Annotated in this window: 18 protein-coding genes and 1 pseudogene; 12 read left to right on the top strand and 7 right to left on the bottom strand. The window is 69.8% G+C overall.

Going from position 1 to position 24,630, the window contains the following annotated elements; genetic code table 11:
* Window positions 1-76: 76 nt before the first annotated feature.
* Window positions 77-1,267, top strand: a complete 1,191-nt coding sequence (gene prpF, locus WS78_RS29285) for a 2-methylaconitate cis-trans isomerase PrpF (RefSeq protein WP_059575548.1) — start codon at window positions 77-79, stop codon at window positions 1,265-1,267.
* A 621-nt stretch (window positions 1,268-1,888) separates the two neighbouring features.
* Here prpF and WS78_RS29275 read toward each other — a convergent pair.
* Both WS78_RS29275 and WS78_RS36530 read right to left on the bottom strand, forming a co-directional pair.
* Window positions 1,889-2,332, bottom strand: coding sequence for a PaaI family thioesterase (locus WS78_RS29275; protein ID WP_038754684.1), 444 nt, complete (start codon window positions 2,330-2,332; stop codon window positions 1,889-1,891).
* A gap of 140 nt (window positions 2,333-2,472) precedes the next feature.
* On the bottom strand, window positions 2,473-2,835 hold the full coding sequence (locus tag WS78_RS36530; RefSeq protein ID WP_156437387.1) for a hypothetical protein: 363 nt from the start codon (window positions 2,833-2,835) through the stop codon (window positions 2,473-2,475).
* A 403-nt stretch (window positions 2,836-3,238) separates the two neighbouring features.
* On the opposite strand from WS78_RS36530, the gene WS78_RS29265 reads away from it, so the two are divergent.
* The 5 genes from WS78_RS29265 (at window position 3,239) to WS78_RS29245 (ending at window position 8,127) form a co-directional block, all read left to right on the top strand.
* A complete protein-coding gene (locus tag WS78_RS29265; RefSeq protein WP_038754687.1) occupies window positions 3,239-3,430 on the top strand; it encodes a DUF1843 domain-containing protein in 192 nt (63 codons plus the stop codon).
* 90 nt (window positions 3,431-3,520) lie between these two features.
* On the top strand, window positions 3,521-4,159 hold the full coding sequence (locus WS78_RS29260; RefSeq protein ID WP_038754690.1) for a DUF1842 domain-containing protein: 639 nt from the start codon (window positions 3,521-3,523) through the stop codon (window positions 4,157-4,159).
* 52 nt (window positions 4,160-4,211) lie between these two features.
* The gene (locus WS78_RS29255; protein WP_038754693.1) at window positions 4,212-4,802 is read left to right on the top strand and encodes a DUF1842 domain-containing protein; all 591 of its coding nucleotides are present in this window, start codon (window positions 4,212-4,214) and stop codon (window positions 4,800-4,802) included.
* A gap of 78 nt (window positions 4,803-4,880) precedes the next feature.
* Window positions 4,881-6,344, top strand: a complete 1,464-nt coding sequence (locus WS78_RS29250) for a GDL motif peptide-associated radical SAM/SPASM maturase (protein ID WP_038754696.1) — start codon at window positions 4,881-4,883, stop codon at window positions 6,342-6,344.
* A 169-nt stretch (window positions 6,345-6,513) separates the two neighbouring features.
* Window positions 6,514-8,127 carry a methyl-accepting chemotaxis protein gene (locus tag WS78_RS29245; RefSeq protein ID WP_059575546.1) on the top strand — a complete coding sequence of 538 codons (1,614 nt, stop codon included), beginning with the start codon at window positions 6,514-6,516 and terminating at the stop codon, window positions 8,125-8,127.
* Window positions 8,128-8,268: 141 nt separating this feature from the next.
* Here the strand turns inward: WS78_RS29245 and WS78_RS29240 are convergent, their stop codons facing one another.
* Window positions 8,269-9,891, bottom strand: coding sequence for an MFS transporter (locus WS78_RS29240; RefSeq protein WP_226377253.1), 1,623 nt, complete (start codon window positions 9,889-9,891; stop codon window positions 8,269-8,271).
* Window positions 9,892-10,022: 131 nt separating this feature from the next.
* Between WS78_RS29240 and WS78_RS29235 the strand changes: the two genes are divergently transcribed.
* Window positions 10,023-10,904, top strand: coding sequence for a LysR family transcriptional regulator (locus WS78_RS29235; protein ID WP_059575545.1), 882 nt, complete (start codon window positions 10,023-10,025; stop codon window positions 10,902-10,904).
* 448 nt (window positions 10,905-11,352) lie between these two features.
* Here WS78_RS29235 and WS78_RS29230 read toward each other — a convergent pair whose 3' ends face one another.
* Complete coding sequence (locus WS78_RS29230) at window positions 11,353-12,456, bottom strand: AGE family epimerase/isomerase (RefSeq protein ID WP_059575544.1); 1,104 nt, start codon at window positions 12,454-12,456, stop codon at window positions 11,353-11,355.
* A gap of 108 nt (window positions 12,457-12,564) precedes the next feature.
* Here WS78_RS29230 and WS78_RS29225 point away from each other — a divergent pair, with 108 nt between their 5' ends.
* The 3 genes from WS78_RS29225 (at window position 12,565) to WS78_RS37310 (ending at window position 15,793) form a co-directional block, all read left to right on the top strand.
* A complete protein-coding gene (locus tag WS78_RS29225) occupies window positions 12,565-13,260 on the top strand; it encodes an MgtC/SapB family protein (protein ID WP_038754708.1) in 696 nt (231 codons plus the stop codon).
* A 97-nt stretch (window positions 13,261-13,357) separates the two neighbouring features.
* On the top strand, window positions 13,358-15,445 hold the full coding sequence (locus WS78_RS29215; protein WP_156437386.1) for a hypothetical protein: 2,088 nt from the start codon (window positions 13,358-13,360) through the stop codon (window positions 15,443-15,445).
* A gap of 192 nt (window positions 15,446-15,637) precedes the next feature.
* Window positions 15,638-15,793 carry a hypothetical protein gene (locus tag WS78_RS37310; protein ID WP_162836180.1) on the top strand — a complete coding sequence of 52 codons (156 nt, stop codon included), beginning with the start codon at window positions 15,638-15,640 and terminating at the stop codon, window positions 15,791-15,793.
* 309 nt (window positions 15,794-16,102) lie between these two features.
* Here the strand turns inward: WS78_RS37310 and WS78_RS29210 are convergent, their stop codons facing one another.
* The gene (locus tag WS78_RS29210; protein WP_198174679.1) at window positions 16,103-17,368 is read right to left on the bottom strand and encodes an MFS transporter; all 1,266 of its coding nucleotides are present in this window, start codon (window positions 17,366-17,368) and stop codon (window positions 16,103-16,105) included.
* Window positions 17,369-17,892: 524 nt separating this feature from the next.
* Here WS78_RS29210 and WS78_RS29205 point away from each other — a divergent pair.
* Window positions 17,893-18,372, top strand: coding sequence for a GNAT family N-acetyltransferase (locus WS78_RS29205; RefSeq protein ID WP_059575538.1), 480 nt, complete (start codon window positions 17,893-17,895; stop codon window positions 18,370-18,372).
* A gap of 216 nt (window positions 18,373-18,588) precedes the next feature.
* Here WS78_RS29205 and WS78_RS29200 read toward each other — a convergent pair whose 3' ends face one another.
* Window positions 18,589-19,017: a DUF4087 domain-containing protein gene (locus WS78_RS29200; RefSeq protein ID WP_063889418.1), complete on the bottom strand. Its 429-nt coding sequence runs from the start codon at window positions 19,015-19,017 to the stop codon at window positions 18,589-18,591.
* Window positions 19,018-19,562: 545 nt separating this feature from the next.
* On the bottom strand, window positions 19,563-22,751 hold the full coding sequence (locus WS78_RS29190; protein WP_082717486.1) for a heavy metal translocating P-type ATPase: 3,189 nt from the start codon (window positions 22,749-22,751) through the stop codon (window positions 19,563-19,565).
* 609 nt (window positions 22,752-23,360) lie between these two features.
* Here WS78_RS29190 and WS78_RS29180 point away from each other — a divergent pair.
* Window positions 23,361-24,245, top strand: a pseudogene (locus WS78_RS29180) (lysozyme inhibitor LprI family protein); the annotation flags it as partial.
* Between the last annotated feature and the right edge of the window lie 385 nt (window positions 24,246-24,630).

Below are 24,630 nucleotides of genomic sequence, written 5' to 3'. Positions count from 1 at the left end.
CCCACCTGCATTGCATGAGATCGGAGTCGGTGCCGAAGCACTCGCTCCGATCGATCGACACAGGACATCACGAACCATGGCTCACCTCCCTCAAATCAGGATTCCCGCGACGTACCTGCGCGGCGGCACCAGCAAGGGCGTGTTCTTCCGCCTGCAGGATCTGCCCGAGGCCGCGCAAAAGCCCGGCGCCGCGCGCGATGCGCTGCTGATGCGCGTGATCGGCAGCCCCGACCCGTACGGCAAGCAGATCGACGGGATGGGCGGCGCGACGTCGAGCACCAGCAAGACGGTGATCGTCGCGAAGAGCGCGCGTCCCGATCACGACGTCGACTACCTGTTCGGCCAGGTGTCGATCGACAAGCCGTTCGTCGACTGGAGCGGCAACTGCGGCAACCTGTCGGCGGCGGTCGGCCCGTTCGCGATCGCGGGCGGGCTGATCGATCCGGCGCGCGTGCCGGAGAACGGCGTCGCGATCGTGCGGATCTGGCAGGCGAACATCGGCAAGACGATCGTCGCGCACGTGCCGGTCACGCGCGGCGCGGTGCAGGAGACGGGCGACTTCGAGCTCGACGGCGTCACGTTCCCGGCCGCCGAAGTGCAGCTCGAATTCATGGACCCGGCGGCCGACGAGGAGGGCGCGGGCGGCGCGATGTTCCCGACCGGGAATCTCGTCGACGATCTGGAGGTGCCCGGCGTCGGCACGCTGAAGGCGACGATGATCAACGCGGGCATTCCGACGATCTTCGTCGACGCGGCGGCGATCGGCTACACCGGCGCCGAGCTTCAGGACGCGATCAACGGCGATGCGAAGGCGCTCGCGATGTTCGAGACGATCCGCGCGCACGGCGCGCTGCGCATGGGCCTCATCGCATCGCTCGACGAGATCGCGACGCGCCAGCACACGCCGAAGGTTGCGTTCGTCGCGAAGCCGGCCGACTACGTCGCGTCGAGCGGCAAGCGCGTCGCGGCCGCCGACGTCGATCTGCTCGTGCGCGCGCTGTCGATGGGCAAGCTGCATCACGCGATGATGGGCACGGCGGCCGTGGCCATCGGCACCGCGGCCGCGATTCCGGGTACGCTCGTGAATCTCGCGGCGGGCGGCGGCGAGCGTGAGGCCGTGCGCTTCGGGCATCCGTCGGGCACGTTGCGCGTCGGCGCGGAGGCGAAGCAGGCGGGCGGCGAGTGGGTCGTCACGAAGGCGATCATGAGCCGCAGCGCGCGCGTGCTGATGGAAGGCTTCGTGCGGGTGCCGGGCGACGCGTTCTGACGCTTCGGCGCTTGGACGGGGCGATGACCGGGCGTTCGGGTGTTTAGTCGTGGCGCTGTTTCGATGATCGGGTGCTTCGGCGTTTTGACGTTCCTGCTTTCCGATGCCCGGAAGCTCCGATGCTCGAAGGCTCGAAGGCTCGAAGGCTCGAAGGCTCGAAGGCTCGAAGCTCGAAGCTCGAAGCTCGAAGCTCGAAGCTCGAAGCTCGAAGCTCGAAGCTCGAAGCTCGAAGCTCGAAGCTCGAAGCTCGAAGCTCGAAGCTCGAAGCTCGAAGCTCGAAGCTCGAAGCTCGAAGCTCGAAGCTCGAAAGTTCCGGAGTTCCTTGAATTTAGTGCTTCAAAGCTTCGACGCGCGTGCGGTTCGCCATCCGGGCGCTTCCGCGTCCCGATGCCGCGGTGATCTGAAGCTTCCATGATTTGGCATCCCGACGATCGCGCATGGCGGTGATCCGGGATGCCGCTATTCCGATGTCCGGCGCGACCGCTTTGCAACGGCGGATTCGCTGCCGCACCGTGCGCCACCCAAGTCACCCAAGCCGCGTGCCATCTTCCACGCTTGCCCCGCCGTTTCACGCGGCCGACGAGGCCGCTCGCCTTCCCGCACGCGCAGCTTGCCGACGCGCTACGCCTTTTCTTCGACCGCACCCGGCTCGCGCCCGTCCCCGACACGGTTGATCGTGCCCTGAGCGACCGCGACGAGCCGTTCGTGATCGCCGTCGATCACGAACACGTGGCACTGGCAGGTCGCCTGATTCCGTCCCGCGTAAATCAGCTTCGCGCGCGCGATCAGCGTGCCGACGACGGCCGGGCGCAGGTAATTGATCTTGTATTCGCTAGTGACGACGCGCGGACCGAGCGCGAGCGCGCCGGCGAACGTCAGCGCGTTGTCGGCGAGATAGCTGATGACGCCGCCGTGGACGAAGCCGTACTGCTGCCTGAGCTCGTCGCGGATCGGCAGGCGCAGCGATGCCTCGTCGCCGCCGATGTGCACGAGCTCGGTGCCGAGCAGCATGCTGAAGGGTTGCGCGCGCAGGGCGCCGCGCGCGTGGTCCACGATGTCGGTCATCGACGTTCCTTCGCTATCGATTGAATTGATACGTTGAACAATGCGGTGCGATGCGCGCGCCGCCGATGCAATCCGGCTCTTTGCGCTCCACTCTAGGAAGGGGGCGGGCGATACGCAAGGAAATTCGTCGTGCCGGCGCACTATTGGCGGGGTTCGTTCGCCGAATCGCGCCGAAGCCGTGCCGAATCGCGCCGAAGCCGCGTTTGGCGGCGCGAAACCGGGGCATGCTCGAAGGCGGCGGCTCCCGACAATGCTGCCGCGGCTGGCGGCTGGCGGCTGGCGGCTGGCGGCCGGCGAATGACGGTTGGCGAATGGCGAATGGCGGCGCGCGGCGTGCTGCGTGCGGTGCGATGCACGGTGCGCGGCTTGCGATGCGCGATGCGCCGGCGCATCGTCGGACCGATGCCGAGCGGGGCGTCGGTCGCTGCATCGATCGCCGGCAGTTCGCCGGCGGATCGCGCGCCGAGCCCGCGCCGACCGCGCGCCGAGCCCGCGCGATGCAACGCTCGAGCCGAGCGTTGCGCATGCCTGGCGCCGGGCCGCTCGCTCCGCAGGCCCGGCATTCGGCAGACCACTACCAGTTTTGGTAGATAGCGAAAGCGCGCAGGCGACCTAACCTTAGTACGCAGACCCGCCGACGACGCGCAAGCGTCCCGCCTGACGGGCGTACGGAGACAACCGCGTTACCGCCGCAGAACAACGACGCGCCTGTTCAGAAGGACAAGTAATGGCAAATCACGGGCGGCAAGCGGCACGGCGCGGGACGCCGTGTCGCCGCATGGCGAGAAACGCGTCATTCATCGACGAAACTCCCGATCCTGCAGAACCACGACAGCCAGACGCATATCGCCGGTTGCAGGAGAGGGCACGGGGCTGTCGGCCATCGTCATTTTCAACGAGGAAATCATGAGTCAAGCACACGGTCATCCGATCACGCCGTATGGCGTGGCGATCCATCAGGCGATCGCCGGCGGCGATCTCACGCAGATGAAGTCGCTGCGCAAGCAGGCACAGACGCTGCTGAGCGAACAGGGCAACCTGGCCACGGCGCTCGAGCTGCTCGAGATCGAAATCGCCAAGCTCGAACAACGGAAGTAGCCGCGAGAGCGCCGCTTCGGCGCGCCGTTTCGCCGCGGCGGCGTTTCAGTGTTTCGTCGTCGTTCAACCACCCGCATCAAGGAGGCTCACATGTCCGAAGATCTTCGTGTCGGTTTGTTTCCGGTTCGCTACATCGTCGGCACCGGGCTGCCCGGCGCGCCGCAGCTCGTGCTCAATCTGGTGGTCGACACGGTCGACCATAGCGTCGTCGGCACCGCGACGATCTCGCAGGCCGTGAATCCGCCGCTCAACTTCCGCGCGGACGTCTGGGGCACCTACGTGTTCCGGCTCGGCCCGCCGCCGCGTCGCGACGGCCGCGGCGCGATCGTGCAGATCTCGCTGCAGGGCAACCAGGGCGGGCCGCACTCGAATTCGATGATCACGTTCTTCGGCGAGCTGCTGCTCAAGGGCGACGGCAAGACGGGCGTCGCGTCGTATCGCTATTACTCGAACGGCACCTGGCACGAAGTCGAGAACGTACCGGTCAAGGCCGATCCGGAAGTCGTGCCGCTCGAGCCCGGCCCGGTCATTCGCGAATCGTCGCGCACCCCTTACGGGCCGGTGCCGCTGTACGGGGTGACGATCCAGTATGCGGCCGCGTCCGGCGATCTCGCGCACATGAAGACGCTCGCCGCCTACGCGCGCCAGCAGCTGGAAAGCCGCGACGACATCGCGTCCGCGCTCGGCGCGCTGAAGGCGGAAATCGCCAAGCTCGAAAGCCGGCAGTGAGCGGCGCGGGCTCGCATCGACATCGTTCGTACATCTTCGTGGAGCTAACGTCATGGCTACTACCGGTCTGTTTCCCGTCCAACTTCGCGTCGCGACGCCCAATCTCGGCGCGCCGGTCCTCTGGTTGTATCTGCTCGTCAACGAAGTCGAGAAGATCGTCTCGGGCTTCGCACGCATCACCCAGCCGATCTATCCGCCGCTGCATTTCCGCGCGCGCGTCACCGGGCAGTTCCATCTGATGAGGATCGACCCGCTGTCGCCGCCGATGATCGCGCTGAGCGTCACGGGCAGCCCGAGCGGTCCGGTCGCGCCGCAGGTGGTGATTCTGGAGTTCAACGGCTTGCTGACCGAGGACTGGCAGTCGGGTACGGCGAATTATCGCTACCTGCACGAAGGGCGCTGGCATTCGATCGAGCACGCGATCGTGTCGAAAGACAACTCGCTGATCCCGCTCGATCCGCCGCACGAGCACGTGGGCGTGCTGTACGGAGTCAGCCTGCAGGAAGCGCGGGCGTCCGGCGATCTGAGCCGGATGAAGGGGCTCGCGCAGCAGGCGGAGCAGCAACTCGCCGACCACGACGCGATCGCCGCCGAGCTCGACAAGCTCGAAGCGGAAATCTCGCGCCTGGAAGCGCGCCGCTGAGCGCGGCCGCGCGACTTGCCGCACGCGCGGGGGTGTTCCGCGCGTGCGGCGGCCACTGCCCCACGAGGAGACATCGACATGAGCACACTGGACGCGCGCCCGGCCCGCTACCTGGTCGACCGCGACTATCAACGCTTCGTCCCGGTTCATGCCGTTTGGGAAATCACGCTCGCCTGCGATCTCAAATGCCTGCACTGCGGCTCGCGGGCCGGCCGCCGGCGGACGAACGAGCTGAGCACCGCCGAATGCCTCGAGGTGATCGACGCGCTCGCGCGGCTCGGCACGCGCGAGGTGTCGATGATCGGCGGCGAGGCGTATCTGCGCAAGGACTGGACGCAGCTGATCCGCGCGATCCGCTCGCACGGCATGTATTGCGCGATCCAGACGGGCGGCCGCAACCTGACGCCGAAGCGCCTCGCGCAAGCGGTCGAGGCCGGCCTGAACGGCGTGGGCGTGTCGCTCGACGGGCTCGCGCCGCTGCACGACAAGGTGCGCAACGTGCCGGGCGCGTTCGATCGCGCCGTCGACACGCTGCGCCGCGCGCGCGACGCGGGCCTCGCGGTGAGCGTCAACACGCAGATCGGCGCGCAGACGATGGCGGACCTGCCCGCGCTGATGGACACGATCATCGAGCTCGGCGCGACGCACTGGCAGATTCAGTTGACGGTCGCGATGGGCAACGCGGTCGACAACGACGAACTGCTGCTGCAGCCGTACCGGCTGGCCGAACTGATGCCGCTCCTCGCGAAGCTGTATACGGACGGCCTGAGCCGGGGCCTGCTGATGAACGTCGGCAACAACATCGGCTATTACGGCCCCTACGAGCATCTGTGGCGCGGCTTCGGCGACGAGCGCGTGCACTGGAGCGGCTGCGCGGCCGGCCAGACCGTGATCGCGCTCGAAGCGGACGGCACCGTGAAGGGATGCCCGTCGCTCGCGACGGTCGGCTTCTCGGGCGGCAACGTGCGCGACCTGTCGCTCGAGGACATCTGGCGCACGAGCGAAGGCATCCATTTCGGCCGGTTGCGCTCGGTCGACGATCTGTGGGGCTTTTGCCGCAGTTGCTATTACGCGGACGTGTGCCGCGGCGGATGCACGTGGACGTCGCATTCGCTGCTCGGCAAGCCGGGCAACAATCCGTACTGCCACTATCGCGTGCTCGAGCTGCGGAAACAGGGCCTGCGCGAGCGGATCGCGAAGGTGCAGGACGCGGGCCCGGCGTCGTTCGCGGTGGGCCGCTTCGATCTCGTGACCGAGCGCATCGAAGACGGCGAGCCAGTGTCGAGCATCGTCCGCTCGGGGCAGGTGATCGAGCTCGCGTGGAAGAACAGGGGCAAGCGCTCGCCGGACGTCGGGCGCGTGCCGCCGAGGCTGAAGCTGTGCCGCAACTGCGACGGCTACGTGTACCCGAGCGAGCGCACCTGCCCGCATTGCGGCAGCGACATCGAAGCGGCCGCGCGAGCCTACGAGCAGGAGACGCAGCGCCGGCACGCGCTGATGCAGGATCTGGAGCGCCTGCTGGGCCTGCCGGCGTCGACGTAGGGCGGCCCGCGCGGGCGGGCTCGCCCGCGCCTCGTTCGGCTCGCTCGGCTTGTCCGGCGGGCCTCGAGCGATCGAAGAGTCCCTACGCCGCATGCGTGATCGCTCAAGTCCGCCGCCGAAATGCCGCTAAAGCCAAGGCAGTATCTCTTCTTGGCTCTAACGGAAATTCATGTTCAGCAAAATCAAGCTCGCATCCGGGCTGCTCGGCGTGCTCGTCGTGTTCTGCCTGTTTCTGATCGCGGTCGAGGGGCTCGGCTTCTGGTCGCTGTCCGCGTCGCGCAGCAACGTCGACGATTTGTCCAACGTCGCGATCAAGCAGGTCGATGCCGCGACCGTCGCGACCCAGCACATGCTCGACGCCCGCACCAACCTGTCCCGCGCCAGCACGCGGATGGTGAAGGGCGATCCGATGCCCACCGAGACGCTCCAGCACGTGCGCGACCAGCTCACGCTCGCCGATCGCGCGTTCGCCGACTTCACCGCCGCGCCGACGATCAGCGCCGAGAACACCGAGCGCGCGGCGGCGCTCACCGACCGCTACCGCAAGTACCACGCGGCGCTCGTCGATCTCGTGCGGTTCCTCGAAACCAACAACATGCAGGCGTTCTTCGACCAGCCGACGCAGGAGATCCAGGACACCTATCTCGGCGAACTGCGCACGTTCTCGGACTTCAGCGGCCGGACGAGCCAGCACGCGCTCGGCATGATCGACACCGGGATGCGCTGGTTCGAGACCGTCGGCGTGGTGCTGCTCGTGCTGATGCTCGCGTGCATCGCCGGGATCTACGTCGTCGCGCGGCGCGCGGTGGTCGCGCCGCTCGCGCAGGCGTGCGTGCACTTCGACCAGATGGCGCGCGGCCGTCTCGACGAGAAGGTGACGCCGCACGGCGTCCATGAAATCGAGCGCCTGCTGCGCGGGCTCGCCGACATGCAGGCGAGCGTCGCGGGGACCGTGCGCACCGTGCGCAACGCGTCGAACGCGATCCACCTCGGCGCGGCCGAGATCGCGAGCGGCAACGCGGATCTGTCCGCGCGCACGTCGAGCCAGGCCGCGTCGCTCGAGGAAACGGCGGCGAGCATGGAGGAGCTGACCGCAACCGTGCGGCAGAACAGCGACAGCGCGCGCGCGGCGAGCGCGCTCGCCGACGATGCGTTGCAGACGACGAAGAACGGCGGCGCGATCGTCGACGACGTGATCGACAAGATGCACGCGATCGCGCACAGCTCGGGCCGGATCGCCGAGATCATCGCGGTGATCGACGGCATCGCGTTCCAGACCAACATTCTCGCGTTGAACGCGGCCGTCGAGGCGGCGCGCGCGGGTGAGGAAGGGCGCGGCTTCGCAGTGGTCGCGGGCGAGGTGCGCTCGCTCGCGCAGCGCAGCGCGCAGTCGGCGAAGGAGATCAAGGCGCTGATCGAGGAATCGGTCGCGCAGATCGACGGCGGCTCCGAACTCGTCGAGCGGGCGGGCGAGGCGATGCGCTCGGTGTCGGCGTCGATCGGGCGGGTCGTGCAGACGATGACCGAGATCACGGCTGCATCGATCGAGCAGAGCGCGGGGATCGAGCAGGTGAATCAGGCCGTCACGCAGATGGAGCAGTTGACGCAGCAGAACGCGGCGCTTGTCGAGGAAGTCGCGGCGGCGGCCGGGTCGCTGAACGAGCAGACCGAGCAGTTGCAGCGGTCGGTTTCGGTGTTCGAGCTGGGCGACGCGCGCGGACGCCGGCCGGCCGGCGCCGCGACGCGCGCCGATGCGGCCGAGCCGCGGCTCGCGGGCGCGTAGCGTCGAGCGAGCCGGGCGCGAGGCGCGAGGTGCGAGGCGCGAGGTGCGTGGTGCGAGGCGCGTGGTGCGTGGTGCGAGGCACGTGAGCGGCACGGGCCTTGCCTCATCCGTCGCTCCGCTCGGGCCGCGACAGCGGCGCGTTCACGCGGCCCGCTTCGGCGTCGCGCCGACGAGCAGCCGCACCGCGACGGCCGCCGCGAGCGCGAATGCGCCGCTCACGCACAGCGCGACCGAAAAGCCGCTCGCGAAGCCGGACGGCGCGATCCGCGCGAGCGCCGCGCCGGCATGCGGCGAGAGGCTGCGTAACGCCTGCGCGAGGTCGCCCGCGAGCAGGCTCGACATGAAGCGCGCGTCGAGCGCGCCGAGCAGGTCCGGCGTGTGCGCGACGCGTTCGGCGAGCGCCGCGTGGGTCCGCGCGGCGAGCACGGCGCCGAGCACGCCGACCGACGTCACGATCGCGGAAAAGCGCGTCGTGGTGCTGATGCCCGACGCCATCCCGGTCCGCTCCGGCGGCACGCACGCCATGATCGCCTTTTGCGTGTCGCCGTTCAGGATGCCCGCGCCGCATCCGGTGATCAGCATGCCGAGCGCGACGAGGCCGTAATGCGACGCGCCCGCGAACGCCGCGGTCGCGAAATTCCCGATGCCGATCAGCGCGAGCCCGCAGCCGAGCACGGTCGCGGCCGGCGCGCGCGCCGACAGCGCCGCGCCGAGCGACGGCCCGACGACCATCGCGAGCGCGAACGGCAGCATGCCGAGCCCCGCGTCGATCGCGGACATCCCGAAGCCGATCTGCAGATAGAGCGGCAGGAACGTCATCATCACCTGCGCGCACGCCGCGTAGCCGAACATCGCGAGCAGCGCGCCGACGAAGCGCGGTTCGCCGAACAGCGCGAGGTCGATCATCGGGCGCCGCTGCCAGCGCTCGACGCCGACGAACGCCACCACGAGCGCCGCGCTCGCCGCGAAGCGCGCGAGCGTGCCGGGCGCCGACCAGCCGAGCGACGGCGCGTCGATCAGCGCCCAGATGCCGATCGCGAGCGCCGAGCCGAACAGCACGCTGCCCGGCACGTCGATGCGCTTCGCGTGCGGGTCGCGCGATTCGTCGATCGTCGCGCGAACCGCCACGGCGAGCGCGATGCACACCGGCAGGTTCAGCAGGAAGATCCAGCGCCACCCGATCCATTGCGCGATCGCGCCGCCGACGAGCGGCGCGATCGTCGTCGCGATCCCCATGCACATCCCCCAGATCGCCCATGCGCGCGCGCGGTCGCGGCCGTCGGGGAAGCGGTTGGCGATCACGGCGAGCGCCGACGTGAGCACCATCGCGGCGCCGACGCCCTTGACCGCGCGCGCGACGTTGAGGAACACGGCCGACGGCGCGAGCCCGCAGCCGAGCGACGCGACGAAGAACACCGCGAGCCCGGCGAGCAGCACGCGCTTGCGGCCCGCGCGGTCGGCGAGGCCGCCCGCCGGCAGCAGGCACGCGGCGAACGCGGTCATGTACGCGCTCACCACCCATTCGATGTCCGCGAAGCTCGCGTGGAACGTGCGGGCGATCGACGGCAGCGACACCGCGACGACGTTGGTGTCGAGCACGATCAGCGAGCAGGTCGCGGAGGCGGTCGCGAGCGCGCGCCAGGCGGTGCTGCGGTGCGCGCGCGGGGGCGCGGCGGAGCCCGGCGCGGCAATGGGCGCGGGGGCGGGCGTGATCGCGGGCGTGGGTGCGGCGGGCGACCCCGGCACATGAAGGATGGGCTCCATCGGAGCGGATCGAGAAGGCGAATCGTGCATGCCGGACACCGTGACGCGAAGGGGGAACGGCATGTTAGGCTGGTCGCCTATTGCACGTCATTGATATAGAAATTCATCTTTATTGCATCATGGAGCAATAAATGGATCGCCTCGAACTGCGTCACGTCCGCGCATTTCTCTGCGTCGCCCGGCATTTGCACTTCGCCCGCGCGGCGGACGAGCTCGACATCGCGCCGCCCGCGCTGACGCGGCTCATCCAGGACGCGGAGCGGCTGCTCGGCGTGCGGCTGTTTCATCGCACGCGGCGCTCGGTCGCGCTGAGCGCGGCGGGCGCCGTGTACGTCGGTCAGGCCGAGGCGGCGCTCGCGCATCTCGCGCGCGGCCGGGAGCTGGCGGCGCTCGCCGAGCGCGGCGAGATCGGGCGGATCGAGGTCGGGTACGTGTCGTCGGCGGCGTACTCGGGCGTGCTGCAACGCACGATCGGCGCGTTTCGCGACGCGCATGCGGGCATCAGCGTGGACGTGCGGGAGGTCTCGATGGGCGCCGTCGCCGCGCAACTCGACGCGGGCACGCTCGACGTCGCGTACGTGCGTCCGCCGCTGCCGTTGCCGGACGGCGTGCTGACGCACACCGTGCATCGCGACGTGTTCGTCGCGGCGTTGCCCGCGCATTCGCCGCTCGCGGCGGGCGAATCGATCCGGCCGGCCGCGCTCGCGGGCGAGCGCTTCGTCGTGCCCGAGCAGGCGCTTGGCACGCTCGAAGTCGCGCGCCGCGGGCGTTTCGAGCCGATCGTCGCTGCGCGGCCGGGCGCGCTTGTCGCGGTGTTGGCGTACGTGTCGGTCAGCGGATTCGTCGCGGTCGTGCCGCAGGCGCTCGTCGGCTGCGTCTCGCTGCCGGGCGTCGCGTATCGGCCGATCGTGGGCAAGCCGATTCCGTCGGAAGTCGCGCTCGCGTACCGGAAGCACGAGAAGGCGCCTGCCGTGCGCGCGTTCGTGCGGTACGTGCGGCAGGCGACGCTTTAGCGGAGAGCCGAGTCGTGCGCGGCGGGGGATTCGGCGGTTGGGGGGATTCGTTTTCCGGGGCTCGATGCCGCGAGCTTGGGGGGCTCGGTTGGGAGCTCGGTTGGGAGCGCGGAATTCGGAACTTGCGGCTTGATGGTCGAGACGTGGAGCACGGAGCGCGAAACTCGGGGTTCAGGTTTCCGAACCGGGAACTCGGGACTCGGAGCCGGGTCCGGAGCTCGATGCTCGATGCTCGATGCTCGATGCTCGATGCTCGATGCTCGATGCTCGATGCTCGATGCTCGATGCGAGAGGCGCATGAACACACCTGCAGGCTTTGCGATATGAAATCGCGACTGCGCCGACGCAAATGCGCGGGCGCGCACGGCGGCGCGGCACATCGGCCTCTCGCGCCGAGGCGCCTTCGCCGCGCCCCGCGCCCCGCGCCCCGCGCATCAAGCATCAAGCATCAAGCATCCGCAGGCAGCGATGCGTACGCGGTCGCGAGGTGATACGGCGTCGTCGACGGCATGTCCGCGCGCGACACGTCGCCCTGCGCGGTCTTGCACTCGTACCAGCCGCGCGGATGCAGGAATCGCTCGGCGAAGCGGGCGATCTGACGGGCGAGCGCGTCCGGCTCGCCGCCGTGCGTCGCGAGCGCGCGCAGATATTCGGTCTGCGCCCAGATGCGCTGCGTGCCGTCGATGCATGCGCCGTGCTCGTCGGTCGCCGCGCGGACGCCGCCCGTGCCCGGATCGACGCCGTGCCGCTGCGCGAACGCGTACGCACGCGCGAGCGCGTCGGGCAGGCCCGTCGCCGCGAGCCGCGCGCCCGCCGCGTTGACGAGATAGAACCATTCGAACTGATGGCCGGGCTCGAAGCGATTGTCGGCGCTGCCGAGCGGGAGCTCCGCGACGCAGCCGGTATGCGGATCGACGAACGTGCGCTCGACCGCCTGCGCGGTGCGCAGCAGCGCGTCGTCGAACGCGGCGTCGCCGAACGCGCGGCTCGCGGCGAGCCAGCCTTCCGTCAGATGCATCAGCGGATTCTGCAGCGGGCCGCCTGCCGTCGCGGCGAAGTCCTCGCCGCGTGCCGAATCGAGCAGCGCGCTGCCGGGCGCCGGCGCGAAGCGCTCGCCGATCAGCGCCGCCGTGCGCTGCGCGACCTCGCGCGCGTCGCGATTGCCGAACGCCGCGAAGTACTCGGCGCACGCGAACACGACGAACGCGTGCGTATACAGATCCTTGGTGCGATCGAGCGGCGCGCCCTGCGCGTCGACGCTGAAAAACCAGCCGTCGTGGCGAGGATCGCGAAAGTGGCGGCACAATGCGGCGAAGAGCGCGTGCGCGTGCTCGGCGTCGCCCGCGTGCGAGAACACGAACAATTGACGCGCGCACGCCATCGCGCGATAGCGGGTGACGGGCAGCGGCGCGTGCGTGTCCGGCGCGACGGCCTCGAACGGCAGTTGCAGCGCCTGGTTGAAGCCGGGCCCGCGCCAGAGCGGCAAGACGACTTGCGCGAAGTGGCGGCGCAACTGAGCGGCCTGGCCGGAAGCGGAGACGGGTGCGGACATGGCGAATGACGACGCGGTTGACGGTGGAAGAACGCGGCCCCGGACATGCGGGCCGAGCGGCAAGGATAAAGCATGCGGCCCGCCGCCGTCGAAAAAAGGAGAGTGCGGATGCTGAACAACGTCGAACTCATCATGCGGCTGATTCTCGCGGCGGCGCTCGGCAGCGTCATCGGCATCGAGCGCGAGCGACTTTCGTGGGCGGCGGGGCTGCGCACGCACATGCTCGTGTGCGTCGGCTCGGCGCTCATCATGATCGTGTCGGCGTTCGGTTTCGCCGACGTGCTGGGCGAGGCGCACGTCGATCTCGATCCGTCCCGGATGGCCGCGCAGGTCGTCTCGGGGATCGGCTTTCTCGGCGCGGGGTCGATCCTGCTGCGCGGCGAGATCGTCCGCGGGCTGACGACGGCGGCGAGCCTGTGGTCGGTCGCGGCCGTCGGGCTCGCGGTGGGCGGTGGACTGTACGTGGCGGCGATCGCGGCGACCATCATCATTCTCGTGATCCTCGCCGGCATCAAGCCGCTCGAGCGGCGCTACCTGACCGTGCGCCAGCGCCGTCATCTCGTGCTGCTGGTCGAGCGCGGCACGCTGACGTTCGATTCGCTGCACGCGGCGCTCGGCGTCGACAGCGCGCGCGTCAAGCGCTTCATCGTCCAGCAGAGCGAGGATGCGGCGGACAGCGACGAAGTGACGATCGCGCTTAGCCGCGTATCGGACGGCGAATACGAGAGCATGTGCGCGCGGCTGCGGCAATTGCCGGGCGTGAGGGGCTTCACCGAGCAGAAGAGCGGCTTGCCGGACGATTGAGGCACGGGATCGCGCGGCGGGCGTGAGACAATGCGGCCTTCCCGAAATTGTTCGCAGCACATGCCCGGCGCGCGTGCGGCGCGCCGCTGAACGATCCATGACCGATTCCGCAGCATTCTCACGTACTCGTTCCTCCCGTTCGTCCACGACCAGGCGGCGGCCGCGCGCCGCGGCGGCGAACGGCCGCGTGCAATCGCGCGCGGCGGTGCGCTCCGGTCGTGACGCGGCCTCGAGCGAAGCGTTTCGCGACGAGCACACGCTCGATCTGTTCGGCGCCGCCGCCGCGGGAGCGCGCGCGCAGACGGACGATGCGGCTGCCGGTTCGGGGGGCGACGGGAAGCGCGATGCGCAGGGGCGTGCGCAGCAAAGCAGTTTTGAGGGCTTCGATTCGCCGCGCGGCGAGGCCGACTTGCGTGCGGGGCATGCGCGGGACGCGGAGGGAGCGGCTCGTGGCGGGATGGCGGGCGGCTCGGCTGCTGGCGTGACGGTCGTGGAGGCGGCGGCCGATGCCGTGGCGGCTGATGATCGGGCAGGGGCTCGCGCCGATGCTCAGGCCGATGCTCGTACCGATGCTCACGCTGACGCTCGTACCGATGATCAGGCCAACGCTTGGGCCAATGATCAGGCCAACGCTCAGGCCAACACTCAGGCCAACGACGGGACAGCCAGCGCTCCAGCCGACGAATCGGCGGACCAGACGAAAACGGGCGTGTCGATGGCCGAGCCTGCCGACAAGACATCGGACGACGCAACGCGGAGCGCGCCTGCCGCGCCGCCGATCGCAGAAACGGCGGATGCCGTCGTCATGCCGCGTGCGGCGGGCGCGGCGACGTCGAACGCCGAGGCGGAAAGCGCGCGCGGCGCGCGTGCGTCGGTGCGCGAAGCCGAAAGCGCCGGCGAACGGGCGGATCTGCTGGGCGGATTCGCTGACAGCACGACCGCACATACGCAAGACGGCGCGCACGAGCGCTCCGCCGCCGAGACGACGGGCGAACGCCCGCAAGACAAGACTTCGGCGCATGAAGCGACAAGCACCGCAGCGAGTTCCATCGAGGCCGCATCGGCCGATGCGGCCCCTGGGCGGCGCGATGCATCCACCGTCGACATATCGGCCCCGGTGGCGCCGAACGTCGGCGCTGACGACGCGGCGGCCGCCCGGCCGCCCCGTTCGCGCCGTTCGTCTTTGCGTCGCGCGAACGGCAAGAAGCAGGCGGCCGAAAGCGGCACGCGTGCGCGCCGCACGCCTGAAGGCGATGCAGCTCGCGGCCAGGCGAGCGGGGGTCGAACCGTCACAGGCGAAGCGGCTCGAAGCCAAGCGTCGGCGGAATCGGTGCGGCAGGAATCGGTGCGGCAGGAATCGGCCGAACACGGCCGGGCCGCCGAAGCGGCCGCGAAGAAGCGCGCGGCGGATCGCGCGCCAACGAACCCAAAGCGAGCCGATTCGATCCCGGCGAATTTGCAGCCGGCATCGCCGGTTGCGATTCGAACGGCAAGCGCCGCGGCGCGCAGCGACGCCGCCGCGTCGGATGACGCACAGGCGCCGTCGCAATTGTCGAACGCGCGGCACGCAAACGGCAATGCGACGCCTGCCGCGTACGCATTCGGGGCGACGAACGGCGCCGGCGGCGTCGGTAATAGCGTCAGCAACGACAATTCCGACAATCCCGGCAATCCGCCCCATCCCCCCGCGACTGTCGCGCATTCTGGATCGCCCGCGTCTGGCGGAGCGTCGGCGTCTCCCGCACCCGATCGCCAGACGGCCGAGCCGCACGCGGCTCCCGCGCCGTCGAATGCGCCCGCCGCGCCGCTCGACCTCGACGCCCAGTTGCGTCCGCTCGCCGACCGCGTCCGCGCGCTCCAATCGGAAACTATCGATCTGCGACGGGCGGCCGATACGGAGATGCGCCGGGTCAACCGTCTGCTGCTCGCGCTCGCGGTGGTCGTGCTCGCGGCGATCGCCGCGCTGATCGTGCAGGCGATCCAGTCATCGCGGCAGCGTGATGAATATGCTGCATTGCAGCAACGCATCGACCGACTCGTCGCCGCTCAGGCGACCCAGGAGGCAACGATCGCGACGCTGACCCAGCGCCAGGACGAGCTCGGCGCGCAGCTGGAACGCTTGACGACCCATCCTTACGGCGTCGCGACGCCGGCCAGGCGGCCACACCGAGGCCGCGGCCACTGATTGGAAAGGGACGGCTGGCCGATGCGGCGCGATGCCGCGCGCATGTTGCGAGAACGCGACGCGCCGGTTCCATTTGTGCGGGAAACGAACATTCCGCAGAGATTTTGCTGCGACGCACTAGCGCAATCTAGGGAAAACCCGTAGAATTTTATCTACGGGAAAACCCTAGATGCTAGCTGACAGGAGTCGCAAATGAGCCTCATCTTCGCACTGCTTCAAAAGATCGAAGACCTTTTCGCGTCGCCGCATCTGCCGCTCGACGCCGACTATTCGTACAAAGCCCGCCACGCCGAATCGGAGCGGGTGCGCAAGTCGCACGTCGCTCAGATCGGCCTGATCCGTCGCTGATTGACGCCGTCGGCGAGGTCGCGGCCCGTTCGCGCGTTCGCCAGCCGGCGGATGGGAAACCGCATCCGGTGAAATAGCGGCCCGCGCCGGCAGGCACGACGCGCCCGGTCACGGCGAATTCAACGAACCGCCGCTGCGCCGAAAGCCGGCGGCGCAGCGCGCCTTTGCGCCAGCCGCGATCGACCGGCGTCTTTCGTCGCGTGCATCGCCGATCGCGCCGTGATGCGGCCGACGATCGATCGACGACGGTGCGGCAGCGGCCGCGCCAGCCTCGGTTCGAACCGCCGCGCGCCGCTTCTCGCTTGCAGCTCACTCGCCGCCTTGGTGGAGCGCAGCCTCGCCGCGATAGACGCTGATCGCCATCGCGATCGCGGCGAGGCTGCACACGACGCCGACGACGAACACCGCCGACGTGTCGGCGAATTTCGCGACCACGCCGGCAAGCGGCGCTGACAGGCCGATCGCGATGTCGAAGCATGCGTCATAGAAGCCGATCGCCATCCCGAAGTCGTGCCGCGCGATACCGCGAATCGCGACGAGCGCGAGCAGCGGATAAATCATCGACACGCCGAAGCCGCTCAGCGCGGCGCCGAGCATCGACATCGACGGGCTCGTCGACTGCCAGATCAGCAGTTGCCCGACTGCCTCGATCGACAACATCCCCACCGCCATCACGGGCGAGCTGTTCCTGTCCGTGCTCGAGCCGAGCAGCAGCCGTGCGCTCACGTAGCCGATCCCGAACGCGGACAGCGCATATTCCGCGCCCGACCAGCCCTTCTCCATGTATGCGATCGCCACGAACGACGTGACGGTCACGTAGCCGACGGTCGCGAGCCCGAACACGAGGCCGGGCCGCCAGATTTTCCGGATCGTCCGCAACGCGCTGCCCTTGTGACCGGCGGGCGCGGCAAGGTGCGCGTTCGGCAACCGCACCGCGATGAGCAGGCCGATCAACGGAATGACCGCGGTCGCGAGCGCGACGATCGTGAAGCCGAACATCTCGTTGAGCGCGGCGGCGAGTGCCGCCCCGGCCGAAATGCCGGCGAACATCGCGATGCCGATCCACGACAGCGCCTTGCCCGCGTTGCTCGCGCCGAATATGCCGATCGGCCAGGTGCTGCCGCCCGTGAACAGCAGGCCCTGCGCGAAGCCCATCGCGATCCGGCCGACGACGACGAGCGCGAGGCCGAGCGCCGGCGTCGACGCGAATTCGCTGCCGACGAAGTAGAACGCGCCCGACGCGAAGCTGCCGATCAGGCCGATCGTCACGGCGATCTTGGGGCCCTTGCGGTCGGCGGTGACGCCGGCGAAGTGCCGCGTAAGCAGCGTCGCGACGGATTCGACGCCCATCACGAGCCCGACGACCGTCATTCCGTATCCGAGCTTCGCGTTGACGAACGCGGGGACAGATCCGAGCGGCATGCCCATCGCCATCAGGCCGAGAAAGACGACCACTGCTATCGGAACGAAGCGGCTCAGGCGGGCCGGCTGCACCTCCATACATTCGCTCATCGATGTTCCTGTCGGAAAAAAAGCGTCGAGAAAACGCTCGCCGTGAGCGATCGCCTTCTGCAAACGGACGCGTTGTGCAATGTCGTCGTTGTCGTGCCGACGCGCGGAGCCCGGTTTCCGACGGATTGTATCCGCTGCGGCGATTTTGTTCCGACGATTGATTCGCGCGGTGGAACGCTGCCGGTGTGACGGTTGAATTCGCGACGTCGAGGCCGTTTCGTCGGCGGACGGGCGGACGGGCGAGGAGAAGCGAGATCGCGTGGGAACGGGGCTAGACGGCGAACGAAGCAGCGAACGAGACAGCGGGCGAGGCAGTGAACGAGGCAGCAAACAAGAGGGCGGACGTGGCCGTGGGCACGGCGGGCACGCGGATCGCGCGAAGCGATGGGCGGAGACGCCGCCGGCGCGTTCGGCAAAATGGGAAACGGACGGCCGCGTACCGAGCGCGCAAATCGACGCGCTCGAACACGATCGAGCCGACAGCGCGAACGCACGCATCCGGCGGCTCGCGAGCGAATTCCGATTCGCGCAATCTCCCGCCGCCCGCTACACTGGGTGATACACCGGCATCTTCGAAGAGGTGCGGCATGCTCCAGATGCGCCCGATGACCCAGACGGAATTCCGCGAATACCGGGAACGCGCCGCGCGCGGCTATGCGCGGGATCTGATCGAATCCGGCCAGAGCGAGCCCGACGAAGCCGACGAGCGCGCGCTTGCCTGCATCGACACGCTGCTGCCCGACGGGCTCCTCACCGACGACCAGGTGTTGCTCACGCTGCGCGAATCCGGCGACGGCGTCGTGCTCGGCCACCTGTGGTACGGCGTGGTCACGGAAGGGCCGCACCGGACGCTCTTCATCTACGATCTCGAAATCGAGCCCGCCTTTCGCCGCCAGGGCTGGGCGACGCGCGTGCTGCAGGCGCTCGAGGACGATGCGCGGCAATTGCGCGTGAGCGAGATCGGCTTGTCGGTGTTCAATCACAACACGGCCGCGCTCGCGCTGTACAGCGAGCTCGGCTTCGCCGCCGCGACGACGACGTTCGTCAAGTCGATCGAACCGCTTTGAGCGGGCGGTCGCGCGGCCGCCGCGTGCGCGTCGCGCGTGGCGTATCGCCGCGCCGCCATCGTAGATTGCGGATCGCACGAATGCCGCCGATGTTGCCGATGTCGCGGGGCGGCGGCGCGAGGGGCCTTCGTCCTCGATGCGATTCGCGCCGTTTCCGCGTGCGTTTCGATATTCGCGCGCCGCTGGGCGATGCCGCGCGCGTTCCTGCTCCCGCGCTTATTCCGGCTCCTTGAGCCGCTTGTCGCGCCGGCACCTCGAGAGCGGCAGTTGCTTTGCTTTCAGCACCTTCACGATCCGGCGTTCCTGCTTGTCGGTGATCACGGTGAGGCACGCGCATGCATAGCCGTGCGGGCCGTTGGTCTCGACGTACTGCTTGCCCGCCATGTCGGGAATCAAATCCATTCCTTCGGCTTCGGGGCTGCCCATCGTGCCGAGCGTCCATGAGCCGGTGCGGTCGTCGAGCCACCAGTTCGCGGGCGTCGGGTTCTGGAGCCAGCCGCAGCGGATTTCGGCGTACGCGTATTGAGTGCCGGCCAGCGCGAGGACGAGCACGGCGAGCAGATGGCTTGCGGCGCGGCGCGATCGCGAGGTCGTCGCGATCGCCGGCGCGTGCTTGGCGTTGCGGTGGGTAGGGGATAAGGTCATGCTGCGTGATGCGCGGTGCGTTCGTCCGTCGCCGTCGTTCTATCGATGGATGAAGTCTAGCGCAGCCGCGCACGCGGGCGTGTCGCGATTTGTCGCGAGCGGTCGTGGCGAGCGGTGTGCGGTGCGCTGACGTCGAATGCGGAGTGCTGACCGCTGAGCGCTGAGCGCTGACCGCCGACCGCCGACCGCCGACCGCCGACCGCCGACCGCCGACCGCCGACCGCCGACCGCCGACCGCCGACCGCCGACCGCCGACCGCCGACCGCCGACCGCCGACCGCCGACCGCCGACCGCCGACCGCCGACCGCCGACCGCTGAAACGTTCAAACGTTCAAACGCAAAAGTGCAGAACCGCTCAACCGTGCCTCTCGCTTCACGCGCGGATCGCGCCTCTTCACGCTCAGAGCCCGTTTGAAAATTGATGAAACGGCGAATTCCAGCTCATCTGGTCCACGCCTGCATTCCTTGCCGACGGGCTACTTTCAAAGCAGCGCTCTACATCAGTGTGGCTACGAGGGCGGAAATTTGCATTTCCAAACGGGCTCTCAGCGCGCGTCGCCTTTCCAGCGCCGCAGCAGCAGCGCGTTCGTCACGACGCTCACGCTCGAGAACGCCATCGCCGCGCCGGCGATCATCGGATTCAGCCAGCCGAGCGCCGCGAGCGGAATCCCGACCAGGTTGTAGACGAACGCCCAGAACAGGTTCTGCTGGATCTTCCGATACGTGCGGCGCGAGATGTCGACCGCATCCGCGACGAGCGCCGGATCGCCGCGCATCAACGTGACGCCCGCCGTGTGCATCGCAACGTCGGTGCCCGTCGTCATCGCGATGCCGACGTCGGCGGCAGCGAGCGCGGGCGCGTCGTTGATGCCGTCGCCGACCATCGCGACGACGCCGTCGCCCGCCGTCGCCTTCATCTGCGCGACGACGCGCGCCTTGTCGTCCGGCAGCACTTGCGCGTGGACTTCGTCGATGCCGAGTGCCGCCGCGACGGCCGCCGCGCTGCCCCGGTTGTCGCCCGTCACGAGCGCGCTCCTGATGCCGCGCGCCGCGAGCCGTTCGATCGCGCGGCGCGCGTGCGGCTTCACCGTGTCGCCGAACGCGACGAGCGCGAGCGCCTCGCGCGGCGCATCGGCGCGCATCAGCCACGACACCGTGTTGCCCGCCGCTTCGAGCTCCGCTGCGCGGCGCGCGACGTCGGCGGGCACGGCGATGCCGAGCTCGTCGCGCCAGCGCGTGCTGCCGAGTGCGAGCAGGCGGCCGTCGACGTGCGCCTCGACGCCGCGCCCCGCGACCGCGCGCGGCGTGTCGGTACGCGCGGCGGCGAGAGGCGAGCGGCGCGCGTCGGCGTCGGCGTCGAACGCGGCGACGACTGCGCGGGCGAGCGGATGCGCGCTGTCGCGCTGGACGGCGGCCGCGAGCGCGAGCGCGTCGGCGCGCGCAACGCCGATCGCGTCGAACGCGGTGACGGTCGGCTTGCCTTCCGTCAGCGTGCCCGTCTTGTCGAATGCGACGATGCTCGCACGCTGCGCGAGCTCGAGCGCCTGCGCATCCTTGATCAGCACGCCGTGCCGCGCGGCGACGCCCGTGCCCGCCATGATCGCGGCGGGCGTCGCGAGGCCGAGCGCGCACGGGCACGCGATCACGAGCACCGCGACCGCGTTGAGGATCGCCGTCTCGACGCCCGCGCCCGCGACGAGCCAGCCGGCGAACGTGACGAGCGCGATCGCGACGATCGCGGGCACGAACACCGCGCTCACGCGATCGACGAGGCGCTGGATCGGCGCTTTCTCGGCCTGCGCGGATTCGACGAGGCGGATGATGCGCGCGAGCGTCGTTTCGGCGCCGATCGCGGTCGTCGCGACGGTGAGCGCGCCTTCGCCGTTGATCGAGCCGGCGGTCACGCGGTCGCCCGGCTCCTTCGGCACGGGCAGGCTCTCGCCGGTGATCAGCGATTCGTCGACGTGCGTGATGCCCGCTTCGATCCGGCCGTCGACAGGCACGCGCTCGCCCGGCAGCACGCGCACGACGGTGCCGATGCGCACCTGCGCGAGCGGGACGTCGCGCTCGACGCCGCGCTCGACGATGCGCGCGCGATCGGGGCGCAGCGCGTTGAGCGCGCGGATCGCATCGGTGGTCTGCCGCTTCGCGCGCGCTTCGAGCCATTTGCCGAAGCGCACGAGCGTGACGATCACCGCGGACGCCTCGAAATACAGATGCGCGGTGTGGCCGGGATCGCGCAGCATCAGCCAGATGCTCAGGCCATACGCGGCCGACGTGCCGAGCGCGACGAGCAGGTCCATGTTGCCCGCGCGTGCCTTGAGCGCGTGCCACGCGGCGCGGTAGAAGCGCGCGCCGAAGCCGAACTGCACGATCGACGCGAGCACGAGCTGCAGCCAGGCGGGCAGCGCGGCGTCGATGCCGAACGGCGCGGCGAACATCGGCAGCGCGAGCGGCGCGGTCAGCAGGGCGGATGCGATCACGAGCGCGCGCTCGCGGCGCGCCTCGGCGCGCTTGCGGTCTTCGGCGGCGGGCGGCGCGGGGCGGGTCGGGGCGGCCGGTGCAGCCGGTGCGGCTGCGGCGGAGGCCGCGGGCGCGGCGCTCACCGGCGATGCGCGATAGCCCGCTCGCTTTACCGCGTCGACGAGCTGAGCGGCGTCGAGATGCGCGTCGGCGTCGACCGTCGCTTTCTCGGTGGCGAGGTTGACCGTCGCGCGGGTGACGCCGGGAATGTGCGACAGCGCTTTTTCGACGCGGCCGGCGCATGACGCGCACGTCATGCCGTCGATGTCGAATTCGAACGTCGTGTGCGGTGCGGGGGAGGCGGCGGTTTCCTGCGGTGCGAATGCGGCTGCCGAGTCGCTGCTCACCGGCGATGCGCGATAGCCCGCTCGCTTTACCGCGTCGACGAGCTGAGCGGCGTCGAGATGCGCGTCGGCGTCGACCGTCGCTTTCTCGGTGGCGAGGTTGACCGTCGCGCGGGTGACGCCGGGGAGGTGCGACAGCGCTTTTTCGACGCGGCCGGCGCATGACGCGCACGTCATGCCGTCGATGTCGAATTCGAACGTCTTGGCCGCCGCGCCGTGCGTCGCGGGAGCGACGGTTGCAGTCGTTTCGTCGGTTGCGAGCGCCGTGGGCGACGCGGGCGAGTGCGCCGCGTCGTCGAGCAAGCATGCGGGCGGCGTCGGCGAAGCCTCCGCATGCGCGTTGCGCACCACGTCGGCGCGATACCCGGCCTGCTCGACGGCCGCGACGAGCGTTCGCGGATCGGCGTCGCGCGCGATGCCGACCGTCGCGCGCGCCGTCGCGAGATCCGCCGTCGCGGCCGTTACGCCGCGCACTTTCCGGAGCGCCTGCTCGACGCGTCGCGCGCAGCCGCCGCAAGTCATCCCGCCGACGGTCAGCGTCACGGTCGCCGTGCCCGTCGCGATGGCGTCGCCGTCGCCTGCTTGCGCGCCTTCGCGTTGCGTATCCGGGTCCCGGCGCGCGGCGGGGGGCGTTGCGACCGTCGCGCGGTATCCGGCGGCGCCGAGCGCGTCGATGAGGCGGGGCGCGTCGACGGCGGGCGTCGCGTCGACGGTCGCCGTGCCGGCGTCGAGGTCCACGGTCGCGCCGGTCACGCCCGGCACCCGGGCGAGCGCCTTCTCGACGCGCGCCGTGCAGCCGCCGCAATGCATGCCTTCGACGAACAGCGTCGTCGTGACCGATGGGGCGGGAACGAGCAGGTTTGTCATCTGCCATCCGATTCGATGAGGCGGACGATGCCGCCGATGACCCGAAGTATCAACTTTCCCATGATGGGAAGGTCAAGCGTGCGGTGGCGGGCCGATGGCGGTCGCGCGGAGGCGGGCGGAGCGGGGCGATCTCGGCCGAGGACCGCCGCGCGGCGCTGCGGCGGACGTTCGGGCGGCGGGCGCGGCGCCGTGGCCTTGAGCGACGCCGCGGCGTTTGGCCGCGTATCGGCGGAGGCACGGGGACGGTCGGGACATTCGGCTTGGGTCTTGCTGCCTGCAACCGCCAACCGCCAACCGCCAACCGCCGACCGCCGACTGCCGACTGCCGACTGCCGACTGCCGACTGCCTACTGCCGACTGCCTACTGCCTACTGCCGACTGCCTACTGCCACTGCCCCTTGCGTGCCCACCGCTCCCAATGTGCCTAATTCGCCCAACGTGCTGAATGCCAACCGCCAAACGCGCCAAATTTCCCCGACGCACCAGCTCGCTGCCGTTGTCGCCACCACCGCTATATCCGCCATCACTGCCGCTACCATTGCTAGCCGCTGCCGCTGCCGCTGCCGCTGCCGCTGCCGCTGCCACCGCCACCGCCACCGCCACCGAAGCGCACCTCGCGAACGTTCGCCGCATCGCCGAATCGAAGCACCGCAAGGAGGAACCATGTCGACGAATACGACACGACTGATGGCCGCGGCGCTCGGCGTCGCGCTGACGTTCGGCGCGCCGTTCGCGCGCGCCGCGAGCTTCGACTGCGCGCGCGCCGCGCGCGCCGCCGAACGCGCGATCTGCAAGACGCCCGCGCTCGGCGAGCTGGACGTCCGCATGGACGCGTACTACGAGATCCTGCGCAACGCACGTCCGGCCGACGAGGGAATGGCGTACCGCGAGTTCCGCGACGCGCTGCGCGACGAGCAGGAGCATTGGCGGCGGCGCGTGCGCGACGCATGCGGCGCGCGGACCGATTGCCTGACGAGTGCGTACACGGCGCGCATCGCCGCGTTGCGCGATGTCGCCGGCGAGCGGCTCGTGCTGCGAATGACGGGCGCGAACGCGTCGCCGCCCGGCGCCGCCGACGCGACTTACGTGATCGACGGCGAATCCGTCAAGCTGACGCGCGGCGAATCGGTGCAGGCGGCCGCGCCGGGCTCGGCGACGAAACGTGTAACGGCACTCGTCGCGCAGAGCGCACCGGCGACGATCGCCGGCCGCGCGGTGACGGCCGTCCTGTTGAGCGACGATCCGGGCGGCAGCGGCCGATTCCTGTATGTCGCGACCGCGCAGCCGGACGGCGGCGGCGCGCCGGCCGTGCTGCTCGGCGATCGGCTGACGCCGGTGTCGGTGTCGATCGAGCGCGCGGCGACGGGCGGCGCGCTCGTCGTCGTCGAATATCTGGACCGCCCGGAGGGCGCGCCGTTCGCGCAGGCGCCGACGGTCAAGGTCGTGCGGCGCTTCATGCTCGAGCGAGGCCGGCTCGCCGAGCGGCGCGGCTAGCCGCGTGCGCGGCCGGCGCGCACGGACCGGCGCGCATGCGAGGCTCACGTCATTCGGGCATTCGACTTGCGGCGCATGGGCGGCCGATTCCACCCGAACCGCGATGCGCCGCCGCCTATCGTTGATCGTCGGCCGCAACGCGCCGCCGCCCATCCGCTTTCCGCTGCCGCAATCCCAAATAGTGACCACGCGCCGCCGCAACCGTGCCGCCATCGCGCCGCGCCCCGTCTCGCGCCGCGCCGAATCGCCCTATTGTGCGATCAGGCATTGTTTTTGCCGGTGCGACGAGAGTACGATACTGCCGATCAAAAAATAAAGAGCTGATCAAGCAACAGCCGGCCGGCACGCACGCTACGAGGAAACCACCGCGCCCTACGCGCCGGCC

Origin of the sequence: Burkholderia savannae, assembly GCF_001524445.2 — a bacterium.
In the GTDB taxonomy this organism is placed as follows: domain Bacteria; phylum Pseudomonadota; class Gammaproteobacteria; order Burkholderiales; family Burkholderiaceae; genus Burkholderia; species Burkholderia savannae.
Note: the sequence above shows the minus strand (reverse complement) of the source record. Positions and strands in the feature narration are given on the sequence as shown.

Excerpts from the sequence above, each read along its gene's own strand:
- WS78_RS29265 (WP_038754687.1), top strand. The coding sequence starts at position 3,239 with ATGAGTCAAGCACACGGTCATCCGATCACGCCGTATGGCGTGGCGATC.
- WS78_RS29245 (WP_059575546.1), top strand. The coding sequence starts at position 6,514 with ATGTTCAGCAAAATCAAGCTCGCATCCGGGCTGCTCGGCGTGCTCGTC.
- WS78_RS29225 (WP_038754708.1), top strand. The coding sequence starts at position 12,565 with ATGCTGAACAACGTCGAACTCATCATGCGGCTGATTCTCGCGGCGGCG.
- WS78_RS29275 (WP_038754684.1), bottom strand. The coding sequence starts at position 2,332 with ATGACCGACATCGTGGACCACGCGCGCGGCGCCCTGCGCGCGCAACCC.
- WS78_RS29240 (WP_226377253.1), bottom strand. The coding sequence starts at position 9,891 with ATGGAGCCCATCCTTCATGTGCCGGGGTCGCCCGCCGCACCCACGCCC.
- WS78_RS37310 (WP_162836180.1), top strand. The coding sequence starts at position 15,638 with ATGAGCCTCATCTTCGCACTGCTTCAAAAGATCGAAGACCTTTTCGCG.
- WS78_RS29255 (WP_038754693.1), top strand. The coding sequence starts at position 4,212 with ATGGCTACTACCGGTCTGTTTCCCGTCCAACTTCGCGTCGCGACGCCC.
- WS78_RS29250 (WP_038754696.1), top strand. The coding sequence starts at position 4,881 with ATGAGCACACTGGACGCGCGCCCGGCCCGCTACCTGGTCGACCGCGAC.
- WS78_RS29260 (WP_038754690.1), top strand. The coding sequence starts at position 3,521 with ATGTCCGAAGATCTTCGTGTCGGTTTGTTTCCGGTTCGCTACATCGTC.
- WS78_RS29200 (WP_063889418.1), bottom strand. The coding sequence starts at position 19,017 with ATGACCTTATCCCCTACCCACCGCAACGCCAAGCACGCGCCGGCGATC.
- prpF (WP_059575548.1), top strand. The coding sequence starts at position 77 with ATGGCTCACCTCCCTCAAATCAGGATTCCCGCGACGTACCTGCGCGGC.
- WS78_RS29190 (WP_082717486.1), bottom strand. The coding sequence starts at position 22,751 with ATGACAAACCTGCTCGTTCCCGCCCCATCGGTCACGACGACGCTGTTC.
- WS78_RS29205 (WP_059575538.1), top strand. The coding sequence starts at position 17,893 with ATGCTCCAGATGCGCCCGATGACCCAGACGGAATTCCGCGAATACCGG.
- WS78_RS29230 (WP_059575544.1), bottom strand. The coding sequence starts at position 12,456 with ATGTCCGCACCCGTCTCCGCTTCCGGCCAGGCCGCTCAGTTGCGCCGC.
- WS78_RS29215 (WP_156437386.1), top strand. The coding sequence starts at position 13,358 with ATGACCGATTCCGCAGCATTCTCACGTACTCGTTCCTCCCGTTCGTCC.
- WS78_RS29235 (WP_059575545.1), top strand. The coding sequence starts at position 10,023 with ATGGATCGCCTCGAACTGCGTCACGTCCGCGCATTTCTCTGCGTCGCC.